General features: G+C 64.3%; 19 protein-coding genes. 14 read left to right on the forward strand and 5 right to left on the reverse strand.

What is annotated here, in order from left to right:
- Positions 1 to 28 precede the first annotated feature (28 nt).
- Positions 29 to 235: a 50S ribosomal protein L32 gene (rpmF, locus tag B6V73_RS07865; RefSeq protein ID WP_075775487.1), complete on the reverse strand. Its 207-nt coding sequence runs from the start codon at positions 233 to 235 to the stop codon at positions 29 to 31.
- 216 nt (positions 236 to 451) lie between these two features.
- Complete coding sequence (locus B6V73_RS07870) at positions 452 to 1,042, reverse strand: DUF177 domain-containing protein (RefSeq protein WP_075775486.1); 591 nt, start codon at positions 1,040 to 1,042, stop codon at positions 452 to 454.
- A 170-nt stretch (positions 1,043 to 1,212) separates the two neighbouring features.
- Between B6V73_RS07870 and bamE the strand changes: the two genes are divergently transcribed.
- The 9 genes from bamE (at position 1,213) to proB (ending at position 9,887) form a co-directional block, all read left to right on the forward strand.
- Complete coding sequence (gene bamE, locus B6V73_RS07875; protein WP_075775485.1) at positions 1,213 to 1,665, forward strand: outer membrane protein assembly factor BamE; 453 nt, start codon at positions 1,213 to 1,215, stop codon at positions 1,663 to 1,665.
- A 49-nt stretch (positions 1,666 to 1,714) separates the two neighbouring features.
- Complete coding sequence (locus tag B6V73_RS07880) at positions 1,715 to 2,431, forward strand: GNAT family N-acyltransferase (protein WP_088724942.1); 717 nt, start codon at positions 1,715 to 1,717, stop codon at positions 2,429 to 2,431.
- 141 nt (positions 2,432 to 2,572) lie between these two features.
- Positions 2,573 to 4,402, forward strand: coding sequence for an ATP-binding cassette domain-containing protein (locus B6V73_RS07885; RefSeq protein ID WP_088724943.1), 1,830 nt, complete (start codon positions 2,573 to 2,575; stop codon positions 4,400 to 4,402).
- A gap of 154 nt (positions 4,403 to 4,556) precedes the next feature.
- Positions 4,557 to 5,675, forward strand: a complete 1,119-nt coding sequence (locus B6V73_RS07890) for a CaiB/BaiF CoA-transferase family protein (protein WP_088724944.1) — start codon at positions 4,557 to 4,559, stop codon at positions 5,673 to 5,675.
- 192 nt (positions 5,676 to 5,867) lie between these two features.
- Positions 5,868 to 6,500, forward strand: a complete 633-nt coding sequence (locus tag B6V73_RS07895; RefSeq protein ID WP_075775481.1) for a 50S ribosomal protein L21 — start codon at positions 5,868 to 5,870, stop codon at positions 6,498 to 6,500.
- Between the two features lie 12 nt (positions 6,501 to 6,512).
- The gene (rpmA, locus tag B6V73_RS07900; protein ID WP_075775480.1) at positions 6,513 to 6,782 is read left to right on the forward strand and encodes a 50S ribosomal protein L27; all 270 of its coding nucleotides are present in this window, start codon (positions 6,513 to 6,515) and stop codon (positions 6,780 to 6,782) included.
- Between the two features lie 209 nt (positions 6,783 to 6,991).
- On the forward strand, positions 6,992 to 7,528 hold the full coding sequence (locus tag B6V73_RS07905; protein WP_075775479.1) for a GNAT family N-acetyltransferase: 537 nt from the start codon (positions 6,992 to 6,994) through the stop codon (positions 7,526 to 7,528).
- Between the two features lie 224 nt (positions 7,529 to 7,752).
- The gene (obgE, locus tag B6V73_RS07910; RefSeq protein ID WP_088720287.1) at positions 7,753 to 8,781 is read left to right on the forward strand and encodes a GTPase ObgE; all 1,029 of its coding nucleotides are present in this window, start codon (positions 7,753 to 7,755) and stop codon (positions 8,779 to 8,781) included.
- Positions 8,769 to 9,887, forward strand: a complete 1,119-nt coding sequence (proB, locus tag B6V73_RS07915) for a glutamate 5-kinase (protein WP_075775477.1) — start codon at positions 8,769 to 8,771, stop codon at positions 9,885 to 9,887. The genes obgE and proB overlap by 13 nt, the downstream gene beginning before the upstream one ends.
- A 6-nt stretch (positions 9,888 to 9,893) precedes the next feature.
- On the opposite strand, the gene B6V73_RS07920 is transcribed toward proB, so the two are convergent.
- Entirely contained in the window at positions 9,894 to 10,682 is a 789-nt protein-coding gene (locus B6V73_RS07920; protein WP_075775476.1) for an enoyl-CoA hydratase, read from the reverse strand.
- A gap of 63 nt (positions 10,683 to 10,745) precedes the next feature.
- On the opposite strand from B6V73_RS07920, the gene B6V73_RS07925 reads away from it, so the two are divergent.
- From B6V73_RS07925 to rpsI, 3 genes are all read left to right on the forward strand, one after another.
- Positions 10,746 to 11,174, forward strand: coding sequence for a PaaI family thioesterase (locus tag B6V73_RS07925; protein WP_075775475.1), 429 nt, complete (start codon positions 10,746 to 10,748; stop codon positions 11,172 to 11,174).
- Between the two features lie 240 nt (positions 11,175 to 11,414).
- A complete protein-coding gene (gene rplM, locus B6V73_RS07930; RefSeq protein ID WP_075775474.1) occupies positions 11,415 to 11,876 on the forward strand; it encodes a 50S ribosomal protein L13 in 462 nt (153 codons plus the stop codon).
- Positions 11,877 to 11,878: 2 nt separating this feature from the next.
- Positions 11,879 to 12,379, forward strand: coding sequence for a 30S ribosomal protein S9 (gene rpsI / locus B6V73_RS07935; protein WP_075775473.1), 501 nt, complete (start codon positions 11,879 to 11,881; stop codon positions 12,377 to 12,379).
- A 155-nt stretch (positions 12,380 to 12,534) separates the two neighbouring features.
- On the opposite strand, the gene bfr is transcribed toward rpsI, so the two are convergent.
- On the reverse strand, positions 12,535 to 13,020 hold the full coding sequence (bfr, locus tag B6V73_RS07940) for a bacterioferritin (protein WP_075775472.1): 486 nt from the start codon (positions 13,018 to 13,020) through the stop codon (positions 12,535 to 12,537).
- Positions 13,004 to 13,261 (reverse strand): (2Fe-2S)-binding protein, encoded by a 258-nt coding sequence (locus B6V73_RS07945; protein WP_088724945.1) that lies wholly within the window; start codon positions 13,259 to 13,261, stop codon positions 13,004 to 13,006. The genes bfr and B6V73_RS07945 overlap by 17 nt, the downstream gene beginning before the upstream one ends.
- A gap of 178 nt (positions 13,262 to 13,439) precedes the next feature.
- On the opposite strand from B6V73_RS07945, the gene B6V73_RS07950 reads away from it, so the two are divergent.
- Both B6V73_RS07950 and pssA read left to right on the forward strand, forming a co-directional pair.
- Positions 13,440 to 14,138: a phosphatidylserine decarboxylase gene (locus B6V73_RS07950; RefSeq protein ID WP_088724946.1), complete on the forward strand. Its 699-nt coding sequence runs from the start codon at positions 13,440 to 13,442 to the stop codon at positions 14,136 to 14,138.
- A 21-nt stretch (positions 14,139 to 14,159) separates the two neighbouring features.
- On the forward strand, positions 14,160 to 14,906 hold the full coding sequence (gene pssA, locus B6V73_RS07955; RefSeq protein ID WP_075775469.1) for a CDP-diacylglycerol--serine O-phosphatidyltransferase: 747 nt from the start codon (positions 14,160 to 14,162) through the stop codon (positions 14,904 to 14,906).
- Positions 14,907 to 15,458: the final 552 nt, after the last annotated feature.

A 15,458-nucleotide genomic window follows, 5' to 3' on the forward strand; every position in this document is an offset into this window, starting at 1 on the left:
GCATGACGTGCGGCGCGGGTCGACGGGCTTACGCCGCGTCGTCGTCCAAGTCGACCTCTTCGGTCAGAGCGACGACCTCACGGTCGGCGTAGTGACCGCAGGACGGGCAGACGTGGTGCGGGCGCTTGAGTTCGCCGCAGCTGGGGCATTCCGCCGGGTTTGCAGCGGTAAGCGAGTCGTGGGCGCGGCGCATGTTACGGCGCGAACGCGTGACTTTATTCTGAGGGACAGCCATGTCTCAACCTCGGGGTTTCGGGGGCCAGTAGCCCGTGTTTGCGGCGTTACAGCCCTGATTTTCCTTGTGGTTTCGTCACTTGGCCGAAAGCGTCTCTCGGGGTGCGAAGCCAAACGTCGAATGAGGCCGGGAACATACTCGGATTCTTTTTCCGTGCAAGCCTTTTTTCCGGCCTTTTTTCAAGCGGTTTCGGGCGGTGCGAAACCGCGTCTTCCACTAGGCGTCGCCCTTACCGCTTTCGCCCTTGGCAAGCAAGTCGCGCAGATTGGCAAAAGGCTTCATCTGCTCGTCGCTGAGCGGCTCCGCGCCGGGCTCGGTAACCTGCGCGCCTTCCAGCTCCGCGCCTTCCGCGCGCGGATAGAGCGGCAGGGCCAGCTCCATCGCCTCGAGCGCGACGACGCCGAGATTCACCGTCGCGGGCAGCGGTTCGGCGGTGTCATCCTCGGGCATCTCGACTTCTTCGGAGGTCGGCATCTCCATATCGGCGAGATAACGCCGCACCACTTCTTCGCGGATATCGGTCGTGACCGGGGCGAGGGTGATCACACAATCCTGAACCACGCGGGCCTCGAGGGTCGCGCGCAGCTCCCAGTCCGAGCGGCCCTTCGGCGCGAGCTCGCCTTTAAGCCGCAGCGCCTCGACGCCGCGAATATCCGCCCAGTCAGCAATCGCTTGCAGCCGCTCTCCCTTGGCCTCGATGTCGAAGCGCGTCGGCTTTCGGCTGGGCAGATCGGCCAGCCGCATCGGCTCGCTCCAGATCGTTTCGGGGGCGGCGGGCAGGTCGGGATCGACGGGGGTCTGTGTCATGTCCGGCTCCTTGTATTGGGTCGCGCGGTGCTGTCTGGCGACCCTTTGCATGCGCCCGAGTGCCCTGTCGGCGCGCTCTAGCGCTTGAGGGCGGCGCAGTCATGATGTAAGCGTCACTAAAAGCCCGAAGTGTCAGAGGCAATAGGGGGTTGCAGGTGGGGATCGGTTCAATGATGCGCAAGGCCATGCTGTTAATCGCGTTCGGCGTGGTGCTTATCGCGGGGGCCTGTTCTCCGATCTACCGCAACCACGGGTATGTGCCGATTGACGAAGACCTCGCCCAGATCGAGGTCGGCAAGAGCACACGCGACGATGTCGCTGCCGCGATCGGGCGGCCGAGCTCCACCGGGCTGCTGGAAGGCTCGGGCTGGTATTACGTCGGTTCGCGCTGGAAAACCGTGACCTGGCACGCTCCGCAGGAAATCAGCCGCGAAGTCGTCGCCGTGTCCTTCAATGACAATGGCGTCGTCTCGAATGTCGAACGCTTCGGCCTCGAGAAGGGTCAGGTCGTGACGCTGTCGCGCCGCGTGACCGAGAGCAAGGTCAAGGGCATCGGCTTCTTGCGTCAGCTGATGGGTTCGATCGGTCGCGTCAATGCGGGTCAGGTTCTCGGAAATAACTGATCGCAGCAGGGCGGCCCGAGGCGGGTGCCGTCATGATCTGCGAGGTCGCATGTCCCTGAGTTTCGCAAAAGGCACCTATCAGGTCCGCGAGGCGGAGACCCCTGCGGATCGAGAGGCCGCGCTTGCACTGCGCGCGGCGGCCTTCCGGAGTGGCGCCTCGGATGCCGATCGCTTCGACCCGCTTTGCCGCCACATCCTGATTTGCGACGATCACGGCCCCGCCGCCGCCGCGCGGCTTTTGCTGCTGGAGGGCGGGGCGGCGCTGCCTGAGGGCTATTGCGCGCAGTTCTACGATCTCGCGCCGCTCGCCGCATGGTCCGGGCCGATTCTCGAACTGGGACGGTTCTGCACGCGTCCGGGCCTTCGCGATCCCGATGTGCTGCGTCTGGGCTGGGCTGCGATTACACGGATTGCCGAAGAGACCGGGGCAGAGCTTCTGATTGGCTGCTCTTCCTTCACGGGAAGCGACTGGCGGACGCATCGCTCAGGGCTCGCGCATCTCGCGGCTCGTGCGCTTGGCCCAGAGGCGTTGCGTCCGCGCCCCAAAGCGTCCGTGCGTGTGGATTACCCTGCTGCCCTGGCGGGGGAGGTTGGTAACGTCAGTGCCTTGCCGCCGCTGCTGCGATCCTATCTCGGGATGGGCGGATGGGTATCGGATCACGCCGTGATCGATCGCGACCTCGACACCTGTCACGTCTTCACCGCACTGGAGATCGCCGCGATCCCCGAGGCGCGGCAGCGCAGCTTGCGGGCGCTGGCCGGGTAACACGGACGTTTCGGAGGGCTGAGAAGGCAGGAGCCTCCGGCGGGGATATTTGTCCCAAGGGGAAGAAGACGCCTGCGCTCATAGGGGCGGCGTCGCGCATGGCCCATTGACCTTTCGCTAAGGCCCGCTTAGCTCGCGAGCATGGCACGCGCACCGCTTTTACAGCTTTCCGACATTTCGCTCACCTTCGGCGGCAATCCCGTTTTCGAAGGGCTCTCGCTCACCGTCCAGCAAGGCGACCGCGTCGCATTGGTGGGCCGCAACGGCTCGGGCAAATCCACCCTGATGAAGGTGATGGCGGGGCTGGTCGAGCCGGATTCGGGGACGCGGGTCGTGCCGCCGGGCATCTCGGTGGGTTACATGGAGCAGGAGCCGGATCTCTCGGGCTTCGCGACCTTGGGCGATTTCGCCGCCTCCGAGCTGGATCCGGCCGAGGCTTATCGCGTCGAGATGGTCGCCGAAGGGCTGAAGTTCGAACCCGAGACTCCGGTGGAGACCGCCTCGGGTGGCGAGCGGCGGCGGGCGGCGCTGGCGAAGCTTCTGGCCGAGGGGCCGGAGCTGATGCTGCTCGACGAGCCGACGAACCATCTCGATATCGAGGCGATCGCCTGGCTGGAAAACCAGCTGAAGGAGACCCGCAAGGCGTTCGTGCTGATCTCGCACGACCGCGCTTTCTTGCGCGCGCTGACGCGGGCCACGCTCTGGATCGACCGGGGCGAGGTGCGACGCAACGAGCAGGGTTTCGAGACGTTCGAGGATTGGCGCGAGAAAGCCTGGGCCGAGGAAGACGAGGCCCGCCACAAGCTCAATCGCAAGATCAAGGCCGAGGCGCGTTGGGCGGTCGAAGGTATTTCGGCGCGGCGCAAGCGTAATCAGGGCCGGGTGCGTGCGTTGCAGGCGCTGCGCGCCGAGCGCGCCAGCCAGATCAAGCGGCAGGGCGTCGCGGCGATGGAACTCGACTCGGGCCAGCAATCGGGCAAGCGGGTGATCGAGGCCACGGGCCTGTCCAAACGTTTCGGCGACAAGCAGATCGTGAAGGATTTCGATCTGCGCGTGCTGCGCGGGGATCGCGTGGCCTTCGTCGGCCCCAATGGCGTCGGCAAGACGACGCTTCTGAAGATGCTGACCGGCGAGGTCGAGCCCGATGAGGGCGCGGTCAAGCTGGGCACTAATCTCGAGATCGCCGTCTTCGATCAGGCGCGCGCAACGCTCAATCCCGAGCAGACTCTGTGGGACGGGCTGGTGAACGACCCGGACATGGCGGTGAAGGGGCGCTCCGATCAGGTGATGGTGCGCGGCACCCCGAAACATGTCGTGGGCTATCTGAAGGACTTCCTCTTCGACGAGCAACAGGCGCGCGGCCCGATCCGGGCGCTCTCGGGTGGCGAACGCGCTCGGCTTCTGCTGGCGCGGATCATGGCGAAACCGTCGAACCTGTTGATTCTCGACGAACCGACCAACGATCTCGACGTGGAAACGCTCGACTTGCTGCAGGATTTGCTGGGCGAATATGACGGCACGGTGCTGCTGGTCAGCCACGACCGCGATTTCATCGACCGAGTCGCCAGCACGACCATCGCGATGGAAGGCGACGGCCGCGCCACCGTCTATGCGGGCGGCTGGTCGGATTATCAGGCGCAGAAGGCCGAGGCCGCGCCCGAGGCCAAGCCTGCGCCGAAGAAGGACGCACCCAAAGCCGAGTCGAAACCCGCGGCAGCCCAGAAAGCTGCGCCGAAGAAAACCGGTCTCAGCTTTACCGAGAAACACCGGTTGGAAGAGCTGCCCGGCGTGATCGAGAAGCTCGAACATGAGATCTCCAAGATCAACGAGTTACTCGCCGATCCCGATCTCTTTACCCGCGAGCCGGTGAAATTCGCGAAGGCCACCGAGATGCTGAGCGACCGCCAGACCGCGCTCGACGCGGCCGAGGTCGAATGGCTCGAACTCGAAGAGAAGGCGCAAGAGGCCTGACCTTGGCGCTCGCCGTGAAGTCGGATGCCTCCGGCGGAGATATTTGATCCAAGCCAAAGGGGAGGGCATTCTCTTTCGGATTGGTGAAAATATCCCGGGGGCTGGCGGAGCCAGCGGGGCAGAGCCCCTCTGACGGGGCGATCAGGAGGGGCGTATGATCAAGCGAACCGGGGCCAAGGGCGCGGGGCCGCTCAGCGGGCTGCGCATTGTCGAGATTTCCGGGTTGGGGCCGACGCCGTTCGCGGCAATGTGTCTGGCCGATTTCGGGGCCGAGGTGATCCGCATCGCGCGGCCCGGCTCGGGCGGGGCGAAGAATCACGTTCTGGGGCTGGAGGTCGATGTGCTCGATCGGGGCCGCGACGTGGTGGAGGTGGATCTGAAATCCGACGCCGGGCGTGAGGCGGTGCGCACGCTGATCGCTTGCGCCGATGGGGTGATCGAAGGCATGCGCCCGGGCGTGATGGAGCGGCTGGGGCTGGGGCCGGACGATTTCCCCGATCATCCGGCGTTGGTCTATGGCCGGATGACCGGCTGGGGGCAGGAGGGGCCGCTCTCGCAGACCGCCGGGCATGACATCAATTACCTGTCTCTGACCGGCGCACTGCATGCGATGGGCGGAGAGGCGCCCGCGATCCCGCTCAACCTTCTGGGCGATTTCGGCGGCGGCGGAATTTATCTGGCCTTCGGGATGCTGGCGGCACTGTGGCGCGCACGGGAGACCGGGCAGGGTCAGGTCGTCGATTGTGCGATCACTGACGGGGTGGCACATCTGATGGCGATGATCACCGGGATGGCCGGGCAGGGGGCGTGGACGGATCGGCGGCAGGCGAATCTGCTCGACGGGGCAGCGCCGTTCTACACGGTCTATGAATGTGCCTGCGGCGGCCATATGGCGGTCGGCGCGCTCGAGCCGCAATTCTACACGGTGCTGATCGCGGGGCTGGGATTCGCGCCCGAGGCCTTGCCTGCGCGCGAGGCCCGTGCGAATTGGCCGGCCTTGCGGGATGCCTTCGCGGACCGTTTCGCGACTCGCAGCCGCGATGACTGGGCGGAGGTCTTCGCAGGCAGCGATGCCTGCGCAACGCCGGTGCTGTCGATCGCCGAGGCCATTGCGCATCCGCAGAACGCCGAACGCGGCGCCTATGTCGATCTCGACGGCCTTGCCCAGCCAGCCCCCGCGCCGCGGCTCTCGGCCACGCCGGGGCAGGCATGCGCGCAGGGACGGCGGATCTCCGCGGCCGAGGCGCTCGCCCGCTGGAGCGATTGCGTATAAAACCTCGATTTTCCTTGACAGACGGGGGCTGATCCCCGATATCGGCCCGACCCGGCGGAGAGTCCTCTTTCCGCCGGGCCTCGTTTTTGCAACTTCGCTCCCGTGAGGAGCGCGCAGTCCGACGGCGGGCCAACAGGTCCAACGAACTCCGATGAGGGGCCACAGGGCGCGGATGAAGAAAAGGAAAGACCCATGTTTGCGGTCCTCAAGACCGGCGGCAAGCAATACAAGGTTCAGGCGGGCGATCTGCTCCGCGTGGAACTGCTCGCAGCCGAAGCTGGCGACAAAGTCCAGTTCAACGAGATTCTGATGGTCGGCGGCGACAAGCCCCAGTTCGGCACCCCCTTCGTCGAAGGTGCGGCCGTGCAGGCGGAAGTCATCGACAACATCAAGGCCGACAAGGTCATCACCTACCACAAGCGTCGTCGTAAGCACTCGTCGCAGCGTACCCGTGGTCACCGTCAGCAGCTGACCCTGCTGCGCGTCACCGACGTCCTCGCCACCGGCGGCGACAAGTCGGGCGTGAAGGAAGCCGTGGGCACCGCGATCGCGCGTCGTGCAGCGCATGGTGGCAAAGGCGAAGCCGCTCCGGCCAAGCCCGCCAAGGCCGCTGCTGCTCCGAAAGCCGCGCCGAAGGCTGACGCCGCCGTCGCGGAAGCGGACGATCTGAAGGTCATCACCGGTCTCGGCCCGGCGGCCGAGAAGAAGCTGAACGAAGCTGGTATCACCACCTACGCCCAGCTCGCTTCGGTCGATCCCGAAACCTTTGAAGCTACCAAGGTCAAGCCCGACTGGGTCGAGCAGGCCAAAGAGCTCGCGAAATAAGGAGAGACACCCATGGCACACAAGAAAGCAGGCGGTTCATCCCGTAACGGCCGCGACTCTGCGGGTCGTCGTCTTGGCGTGAAACTGTTCGGCGGTCAGGCAGCGATCCCGGGCAACATCATCGTGCGTCAGCGCGGCACCAAGTGGTGGCCGGGTGAGGGCGTCGGCCTCGGCAAGGATCACACCATCTTTGCAACGGCTGAAGGCCGCGTCACCTTCCATAAAGGCCTCAAGGGCCGCACCTTCGTATCGGTCCTCCCGGCTGCGGAGGCCGCCGAGTAACCCGACCGACGAAAGTGTCACAAAATCGGGGGATCGGCTGAAAGGCCGGTCCCCTTTCTCGTTGCAGTGCGGCGCAAAGGTGTTTGCATTTGCAGCGAGGAAATTTACCGGGTCAGGGGATGTATCGTCATCTTGCTGTCCTATTTATTTACTAGGACCATGCGGCAGGAGGAGCCGCCGGTTCGTCCGCGTTTCGAGGAGGAGCGCCCATGTACCAGGAGACGATTTCCACCCAACCCGTGATCGAAACGGAGCGTTTCGTGCTGCGCCCGCTGCGCCGTTCGGATGCCGGTCTGATCGAGATGTATTCCGGCGACAAACGCGTCGCCGAAGGCACCCGTGCGATCCCGCATCCGCTACCGCCCGGCACAGCCGAGAATTTCATCACGCGCGCACAGGCCGACGACCGCGTCGAAGACGTCTGGGCGATCGATGGATCGCGCCATGGCATGGGCGAACTTCTGGGTGTCGTCTCGCTGACACGTCTCGACGACGATCAGTCCGAGATCGGCTATTGGGTGGGCCCGGGCTTCTGGAATACGGGTCTCGCCTCCGAGGCGGTCGCCGCCATCATCGAGGCCAATCCCCACAAATCCCGCACCCTCTTCGCCGAGGTCTTTCAGGACAATCCGGGCTCGGCCCGTGTCCTGACCAATAGCGGTTTCGAATATCTGGGCGATGCGGAAAGCTGGTCGCTCGCGCGCGGGCGCCACGTTCCGACCTGGACCTATCTGCGCAAGATGTAAGCGCGCGGCCCGAGCCGCGGACGGGAGGGCGCAGCCCTCCCGGACCCTCGCGGGATATTTGGATCAGGAAGAAGAGGCAGCCGGGACAAATTCCGCCTTCCTCGACCTATTCACCGTAATCTCTATGGAAATAACTCAGGTGTGTGCGGGGCGGCGCCCCACGCGGCGCTTGATCCTGCGCGCGCAGGCGTCTATTGCGGCGCCTTGATGAAAGGGGCCAAGCCATGAAATTTCTCGATCTCGCCAAGGTCTATATCCGCTCCGGCGGCGGCGGCGCGGGCTGCGTCTCGTTCCGGCGCGAGAAATATATCGAATTCGGCGGCCCCGATGGCGGCGACGGCGGCAAGGGCGGCTCGGTCTGGATCGAGGCGGTCGAAGGGCTCAACACGCTCATCGATTTCCGCTACCAGCAGCATTTCTTCGCCAAATCCGGCCAGCACGGCATGGGCAGCCAATGCACGGGCAAGGATGGCGACGACGTCGTGCTGAAAGTGCCGGTCGGCACCGAGATTCTCGACGAGGATCAGGAGACACTGATCGCCGACATGACCGAGGTGGGGCAGCGCGTGCTGCTCGCCAAGGGCGGCAATGGCGGCTGGGGCAACCTGCATTTCAAATCCTCCACCAACCGCGCGCCGCAACGGGCGAATCCCGGTCAGGAAGGCGTCGAGCGCACGATCTGGCTGCGCCTCAAGCTGATCGCGGATGCGGGCCTTCTGGGCCTGCCCAATGCGGGCAAGTCGACCTTCCTGGCTGCGACCTCGAACGCGCGTCCCAAGATTGCGGATTATCCGTTCACGACGCTGGTTCCGAATCTCGGCGTCGTCGGCATCGACGGGCGCGAATTCGTCGTGGCCGACATTCCGGGGCTGATCGAGGGCGCCTCTGAAGGGCGGGGTCTGGGCGATCAGTTCCTGGGCCATGTCGAGCGCTGCTCGGTGCTGCTGCATCTGGTGGATGGCACGGCGGAGGACCCGGTCGAGGATTGGCGCACGATCATCGGCGAGTTGGAGGCCTATTCGGAAATCCTCGCGCAGAAGCCACGCGTCACCGTACTCAACAAGATCGACGCGATTGACGAAGAGACGTTGGCTGAGCGTAAGGCGGAGCTGGAAGAGGCGTCGGGTGGGCCTGTCATGCTGATGTCGGGCGTGTCGAAAAAAGGCGTGCCGGATGTGCTGCGCGCGCTCTGGGCGGAAATCGCCAAGGACAAGCCTAAGCCGGAGGATGAGGGCGGAGCATGGCATCCGTGAGCGCGCCCGCTCTGGCGCAGGCGAAGCGCCTGGTGATCAAGATCGGATCGGCGCTTCTCGTCGATCAGGGCGGCTTGCGCGCGGATTGGCTGCGCTCGCTGGCTGCGGACGTGGCGGCTTTGCGCGCACGCGGCACCGGCGTCGTGATCGTGTCCTCCGGGTCCATCGCCTTGGGGCGGCGGGTGCTCGGTCTTGCGGGCGGTACGCTGCCGCTGGAGCAGAGCCAGGCCGCGGCGGCGGTGGGACAGATCCGCCTCGCGCGGGCCTATGAGGAAGTTCTGGGCCCGCATGACGTCAGCACCGCGCAGGTCCTGGTCACGCTGGAAGATACCGCGGATCGGCGACGCTATCTCAATTCGCGTGCCACGCTGGAGACGCTGCTGGGCCTCGGCGTCGTGCCCATCGTGAACGAAAACGACACGGTCGCGACCGACGAGATTCGTTTCGGCGACAATGACCGGCTGGCTGCCCAGATCGCAGTGACGATCGGGGCGGATCAGTTGCTGCTGCTGTCCGATGTCGACGGGCTCTATACGGCGAATCCGAAGACCGACCCGAGCGCCGAGCATCTGCCGGTAATCGAACACATCACCCCCGAGATCGAGGCGATGGCGGGCGATCCCGTGTCTGGCCTCTCGAAGGGCGGAATGAAAACGAAGCTGCTGGCGGCGAAAGTGGCGGTGGCGGGCGGCTGTGCGATGGCGATCGCGGAAGGCTTTGCCGATCACCCGGTCGGCGCACTGGAGCAAGGCGGGCGCTGCAGCTGGTTCCTCCCCGAGGGCGACCCGCAGGCCGCGCGCAAACGCTGGATCGCGGCGATGAAGCCGCGTGGCGAGCTGTTCGTCGACGAGGGCGCGGCGAACGCGCTGCGCTCGGGCAAGTCGCTGCTGCCGGCGGGCGTCACCAAGATCGTCGGCCGTTTCGGGCGCGGCGATCCCGTTACCATCGCGGGGCCGGACCGCGCTGTTCTCGGCAAGGGACTCGTGCGCTATACCGGCGACGAGGCGCGGCTGATCGCGGGGCACCGCTCGGGCGAGATCGAGGAGATCCTGGGCTATCCCGGCCGCGCGGCGCTGATCCATCGCGACGATATGGTGGTTGGCTGAGCCCGGTTACTCCGCCCAGTCCGGCTTGCGCTTCTCGATGAAGGCCTGCACGCCTTCCTCGGTGTCGCGCCAGAGCATATTCTCGACCATCACCGCCGCAGTGTGATCATAGGCTTTCGCGAGGTCCATGTTGGCCTGTTCGTAGAAGGCGCGCTTGCCGATCTTCACCGCGGCGCCGAGCTTGCCCGCGATCGTCTGTGCCAGCTTTTCGGTCTCGGCGCCGAGTTCGTCATGCGGCGCGACGCGATTCACCAGCCCGACCTCACGGGCGCGGGTGGCATCGATGAACTCGCCCGTGGTCAGCATCTCGAAGGCGACCTTGCGCGGCACGTTGCGCGACAGTGCCACCATCGGGGTCGAGCAGAACAGACCGATATTCACCCCGTTCACCCCGAAGCGCGTGCCCTCGGCGGCGACCGCCAGATCGCAGGAGGCGACGAGCTGACACCCGGCGGCCGTGGCGATGCCATGCGCCTCGGCGATCACCGGCTGCGGCAGGGCCGGGATCATCTGCATCATCTCGGCGCAGCGGAAGAAAAGATCGGCGAAATAGGCGCGGCCCTTGTCCTCGGCCTCGCGCCCGCGCTGCATTTCCTTGAGGTCATGGCCCGCGCAGAACGCCTTGCCCGCGCCGCGCAGCACGACGACCTTGATGCTCGTATCCTCGGTCAGCTCCGAAAACCGGGCCTTGAGCGCCGCGAGCATCGCATCCGACAGCGCGTTCAGGCTGCCGGGGCTGTTCATCGTCAGATGCGCCACCGCGCCTTTATCCTCGCGGATCACCAGATCTGTCATTGAAACTCCTCCTCTTTGTCGAAACTCTAGGGGCGAGAGAGGGACAAGGGAAGGGGAGGGCGCATGGCGCTGGTAATGGATCGCGACGAACTCGCGGAATTTCTCGACGAGGCGTTTCCGCAGGTGAAAGGCGACTTCGCGATCGACGCGCTCGACGAGGACGAGTTGGTGGTGCGGCTGAAAGTGGAAGAGCGTCATTTACGACCCGGCGGCACTGTCTCGGGGCCGAATATGTTCGCGTTGGCCGATGTCGGGATCTACATCGCAATCCTCGCCCGGATCGGGCGCGTGGCCTTGGCGGTGACCACCAATGCGAGCATGGATTTCATGCGCAAGCCAGCGGCCGGAGCCGACCTGATCGCGAAGATCCGGGTGCTGAAACTGGGCCGCGTCCTCGCCGTTGGGGATGCGCTGATCTACTCCGAGGGCGACGACCGGCCTGTCGCGCGTGCGAGCATGACCTATTCGATCCCGCCGAGGGCGATGGGGTAGGGCGGGGCTCTCGATGCGCCTTCGGCTTGGGCCAAATATCCCGGGGGAGGCGCGGATGCGCCGGGGGCAGAGCCCCCTCCGGGTCGGAAAACCGCACGCAGTGATGGGGTATTTTGATACCTAATTTTTATCGCATTGTTTTCGCTGATAAAATTAAGAAGCGCGCCACTTGAAAACGCTTCCGGAATCGCGCAAAAGCCCGCATCAGAATTCGAAATACCCCACAAGGGCAGATCACAGATGAAAACCTATACCGCAAAACCCGCGGAGATCGAGAAGAAATGGGTCATCATCGACGCTGAAGGCGTCGTGCTGGGCCGTCTCGCTTCGATCGTCGCAATGCGTCTGCGTGGCAAGCACAAGGCCACCTTCACGCCGCACATGGACATGGGCGACAACGTCATCGTCATCAACGCCGACAAGGTGCAGATGACCGGCAAGAAGCGTGACGACAAGACCTACTTCTGGCACACCAATCACCCCGGCGGGATCAAGTCGCGCACCGCGCGCCAGATCCTCGAGGGCGCGCATCCCGAGCGCGTGGTCATCAAGGCGGTCGAGCGCATGATCTCGCGCAACCGTCTGGGTCGTGCGCAAATGGCGAACCTGCGTGTCTACGCCGGTGCCGAGCATCCGCACGAAGCGCAACAGCCTGAAGTTCTCGACGTCAAGTCGATGAACAAGAAGAACACCCGGAGCTGATCATGGCCGACGATATCAAGACCCTCGACGATCTGAAATCGGTCGTGACCGGCTCGGACAACGCTGGCGCCACCGAAACCGAAACCTCCACGCCCCGTGAGCCCGTGCGCGACGCGCAAGGCCGCTCCTATGCCACCGGCAAGCGTAAAGACGCGGTCGCCCGCGTCTGGGTCAAGCCGGGCACCGGCAAGATCGAAGTGAACGGCAAGGCGATGGACAAGTACTTCGCGCGTCCCGTGCTTCAGCTGATCGTGAACCAGCCCTTCGGCGTGGCGAACGTGGACGGCCAGTTCGACGTTTACGCGACCGTCGCAGGCGGCGGCCTCTCGGGCCAGGCCGGTGCAGTCAAGCACGGCATCTCGAAAGCGCTGCAGCTCTACGATCCCTCGCTGCGTCCGGCTCTGAAAGCCGCTGGCTTCCTGACCCGCGACTCGCGCGTTGTGGAACGTAAGAAATACGGCCGCGCGAAAGCCCGTCGTAGCTTCCAGTTCTCGAAGCGCTAAACTTCGCGAGATACGATTTGGAAAGCGGCTCCCATACGGGGGCCGCTTTTCGTTTGGGACTTCGCCCCCTGGCCCCCGAATTCCGACCGGTGCAAACGATGAAGGCGCCCCGTTCGGAGCGCCTTCGAGCCTGTCTGCCCTGAGAAAGGCGGGGATTATTCCGCCTCGTTCATCTTTGCGGCGTTGAGCAGGGCGTAATTCTGTGCGCCTACGCGGTCGTAGAGGTCGAGCTGGGTCTCGAGGAAATCGACGTGACCTTCCTCGTCGGCGATCAACTCTTCGAACAGATCCTTCGAGACGTAATCGCGCACGCTTTCGCAATGGTCGCGGGCCTCGCGGTAGAGGGTCAGCGCGTCATGCTCTCCCGCGAGGTCGCATTCGAGCGTCTCGCGCGGGCCCTCGCCGATACGCAGCGGGTCGAGCTTCTGGAGGTTCGGATGGCCTTCGAGGAACAGGATGCGCGCGATCAATTTGTCGGCGTGATGCATCTCTTCTATCGACTCCTCACGCGATTTCTTTGCCATCGCGGCAAGGCCCCAATCTTCCTGCATCCGGAAGTGCAGCCAGTATTGCGAAACGGCCGTCAATTCGCTGCGCAGAGCCGCGTTTAGATATTCGATGACCTTAGCGTCGCCCTTCATGTCGTCTTCCTTCCGTTGGTGCCTGTCTCAGCCCGGTCAGTTCGACCGGCACTTTCAAATTGGTATTCTTGCGCATCGTGGAAAGAAAGAGCGGCATGCATCCGCCGCAATCGGCGCGTTTGCCGAGCGCGTGATAAATCTTGCCCGGCGTGATGATCGTGCTCGGGTCCGATTTTCGCATCCAGTCGATCGCCGCATGGATGTCGCGATCGGTAATGGTTTGGCAATGGCAAATGATCATGGTTGCGCGCCCTGATTCCGGGGGAGGTGGGTATCTGCCCCTATAGGTGAGTAGTTTTGTCAGAAAAGTCAATCCGACGGAAAGAGTCGGATATCGGGTCGCGCGGTGCCATGTCCCGCCCCCGTTTCCATCGCCGTGCAACTGGGGTAAGCACGGGCAAACAGTTCAAGAGGCCCGTATGTCCGTCTCCATGCTCTCCACCTTCGTGAAACCGATGCATCCCGAAGGGCGCAAATTCGTCGCCATCTTCGCGGGGATCGCCTTCATCCTGTTCCTGATCTGGGAGCCGCTCGGCTGGATCGGGGTCGGGCTGACGGTCTGGTGCTATTACTTCTTCCGCGACCCGCCGCGGGTGACGCCTACCCGCGAGGGGTTGATGGTATCGCCCGCCGACGGGATCGTCTCGTTGCTGGAACCGGCGGTGCCTCCGGCGGAGCTGGGGCTCGGCGACAAGCCGATGATGCGGATCTCGGTTTTCATGTCGGTCTTCAATTGCCATGTGAACCGGCTTCCCTGTGCAGGGCGTATCTCGAAGGTCGCCTACCGGCCTGGCAAATTCCTCAACGCTTCGCTCGACAAGGGCAGTTCGGACAATGAGCGCAACGGCCTTGCCGTGACCCTGCCCGATGGCCGCCAATACGGGGTGGTGCAGATCGCAGGGCTCGTCGCGCGCCGCATCATGTGCTGGTCGAAAGAGGGCCAGTCCTTGCTGACCGGCGAGCGCTTCGGTCTGATCCGGTTCGGCTCGCGCCTCGACATCTACCTGCCCGAGGGAGTGAACCCGCTGGTCTGCATCGGCCAGAACATGGTCGCGGGCGAAACCGTGATCGCCGATCTCGAGAGCACGGAACAAGCGCGCTCCGGCGGCATTCGGTAAGAGAGGCTCGGGGAGGGCGCGATGAAAGACCACGAAATCGATCCGCACGAGAAGGACCGGCTGCCCTTTCTGCAGCTGGTACCGAACCTCGTCACGATCGCCGGGATGGGGCTGGGGCTGACCTCGATCCGTTTCGCGATGGATGACCGGTTCGAATCCGCGGTGGTGCTGATCCTGCTCGCGGCGCTGATCGACGGGATGGACGGGTTGCTCGCAAGGCGGCTCAACGCGTCCTCGGATTTCGGGGCAGAGCTCGACAGCCTGTCCGACTTCCTCTGTTTCGGGGTGGCACCCGGGCTTTTGCTGTATCGCTTCGCGCTGGGAGAGACTCATGCGTTCGGCTGGGTCTTCGTGCTGGTCTACACCGGCGCGGCCTGCCTGCGTCTCGCGCGGTTCAACGTGATGCGCGCCGAGCCCGACTCGATGCGCCATTTCACCGGGGTTCCCGCCCCGGCCGGGGCAGGGCTCGCGCTCCTGCCGATGTTCATCAGCTTCGCCGAACTGGGCGACGCGCGCGCGGTGCCGGTGGTCGTGGCCTTCTGGCTGGGCTTCGTCGGTCTGTTGATGATTTCGCGGATCAAGACCTTCTCGCCGAAAGCGATGCGCATTCCGCGTCGCGCCGTCGGTGTTCTCCTGATCGGGACGGTGATCGCGGTCGGCATGGTGTTCACGCGGATCTGGCTGCTGATGGTGATCCTTGCCGCGATCTACGCGGTGATGCTGATCCCGGCGATCTGGAAGGCACGGGGCCGGATCCTGCGCGCGTGACCCCGCAGCTTGATTGAGACGACCGAACGCCGCCCCTCCCCGGGGCGGCGTTTGCGTTTCAGAAGCGCTATTCAGCGGGGACGCGAGGGCAGGGGAGCGATTCATCAGGCAGAGATGCGATTCACCCGGGCGATCGGCGTGAATTCGGGTGATTTACGCGAAACGGAATCGGGTGCCCCAAGGGCAGGCGAAGGCGATTCCACCTGCCTCTCTCGGGGGCCATCCCCTCGACTTCGCTTTTTGCCGGTTTTTTGACCAACAAAATAAGGGTATCGAGAAAAAAGTGACGATCAGATGAAAAAAGCTGTTGCGGATCCCGGCGCCTATGCGTAGAACCCCCCTCACCGAAGCGGAACAAACGGAACGCAACGGGGCGCCGGAAGGGCCAGCGACGCTGACACGGAAGGCAACGAAAACTACTGAGGTTTGAGAGCGGGCTGCGCTTAAGATAAGCGCTTCCGGTTCTTTTTGGCCTCGCGCTCTTTGACATTGATAGATATCTGAAGAGATATGCGGGCGGTTTGGTCGATGATCGATGCGGACCGGAGCATA

The organism is Thioclava sp. JM3 (genome assembly GCF_002213185.1).
GTDB lineage: Bacteria > Pseudomonadota > Alphaproteobacteria > Rhodobacterales > Rhodobacteraceae > Thioclava > Thioclava nitratireducens.

Excerpts from the sequence above, each read along its gene's own strand:
- obgE (WP_088720287.1), top strand. The coding sequence starts at position 7,753 with ATGAAATTTCTCGATCTCGCCAAGGTCTATATCCGCTCCGGCGGCGGC.
- B6V73_RS07885 (WP_088724943.1), top strand. The coding sequence starts at position 2,573 with ATGGCACGCGCACCGCTTTTACAGCTTTCCGACATTTCGCTCACCTTC.
- proB (WP_075775477.1), top strand. The coding sequence starts at position 8,769 with ATGGCATCCGTGAGCGCGCCCGCTCTGGCGCAGGCGAAGCGCCTGGTG.
- B6V73_RS07920 (WP_075775476.1), bottom strand. The coding sequence starts at position 10,682 with ATGACAGATCTGGTGATCCGCGAGGATAAAGGCGCGGTGGCGCATCTG.
- bfr (WP_075775472.1), bottom strand. The coding sequence starts at position 13,020 with ATGAAGGGCGACGCTAAGGTCATCGAATATCTAAACGCGGCTCTGCGC.
- B6V73_RS07895 (WP_075775481.1), top strand. The coding sequence starts at position 5,868 with ATGTTTGCGGTCCTCAAGACCGGCGGCAAGCAATACAAGGTTCAGGCG.
- rpsI (WP_075775473.1), top strand. The coding sequence starts at position 11,879 with ATGGCCGACGATATCAAGACCCTCGACGATCTGAAATCGGTCGTGACC.
- B6V73_RS07905 (WP_075775479.1), top strand. The coding sequence starts at position 6,992 with ATGTACCAGGAGACGATTTCCACCCAACCCGTGATCGAAACGGAGCGT.
- rpmF (WP_075775487.1), bottom strand. The coding sequence starts at position 235 with ATGGCTGTCCCTCAGAATAAAGTCACGCGTTCGCGCCGTAACATGCGC.
- pssA (WP_075775469.1), top strand. The coding sequence starts at position 14,160 with ATGAAAGACCACGAAATCGATCCGCACGAGAAGGACCGGCTGCCCTTT.
- rpmA (WP_075775480.1), top strand. The coding sequence starts at position 6,513 with ATGGCACACAAGAAAGCAGGCGGTTCATCCCGTAACGGCCGCGACTCT.
- B6V73_RS07880 (WP_088724942.1), top strand. The coding sequence starts at position 1,715 with ATGTCCCTGAGTTTCGCAAAAGGCACCTATCAGGTCCGCGAGGCGGAG.
- rplM (WP_075775474.1), top strand. The coding sequence starts at position 11,415 with ATGAAAACCTATACCGCAAAACCCGCGGAGATCGAGAAGAAATGGGTC.
- B6V73_RS07945 (WP_088724945.1), bottom strand. The coding sequence starts at position 13,261 with ATGATCATTTGCCATTGCCAAACCATTACCGATCGCGACATCCATGCG.
- bamE (WP_075775485.1), top strand. The coding sequence starts at position 1,213 with ATGATGCGCAAGGCCATGCTGTTAATCGCGTTCGGCGTGGTGCTTATC.
- B6V73_RS07890 (WP_088724944.1), top strand. The coding sequence starts at position 4,557 with ATGATCAAGCGAACCGGGGCCAAGGGCGCGGGGCCGCTCAGCGGGCTG.
- B6V73_RS07925 (WP_075775475.1), top strand. The coding sequence starts at position 10,746 with ATGGCGCTGGTAATGGATCGCGACGAACTCGCGGAATTTCTCGACGAG.
- B6V73_RS07870 (WP_075775486.1), bottom strand. The coding sequence starts at position 1,042 with ATGACACAGACCCCCGTCGATCCCGACCTGCCCGCCGCCCCCGAAACG.
- B6V73_RS07950 (WP_088724946.1), top strand. The coding sequence starts at position 13,440 with ATGTCCGTCTCCATGCTCTCCACCTTCGTGAAACCGATGCATCCCGAA.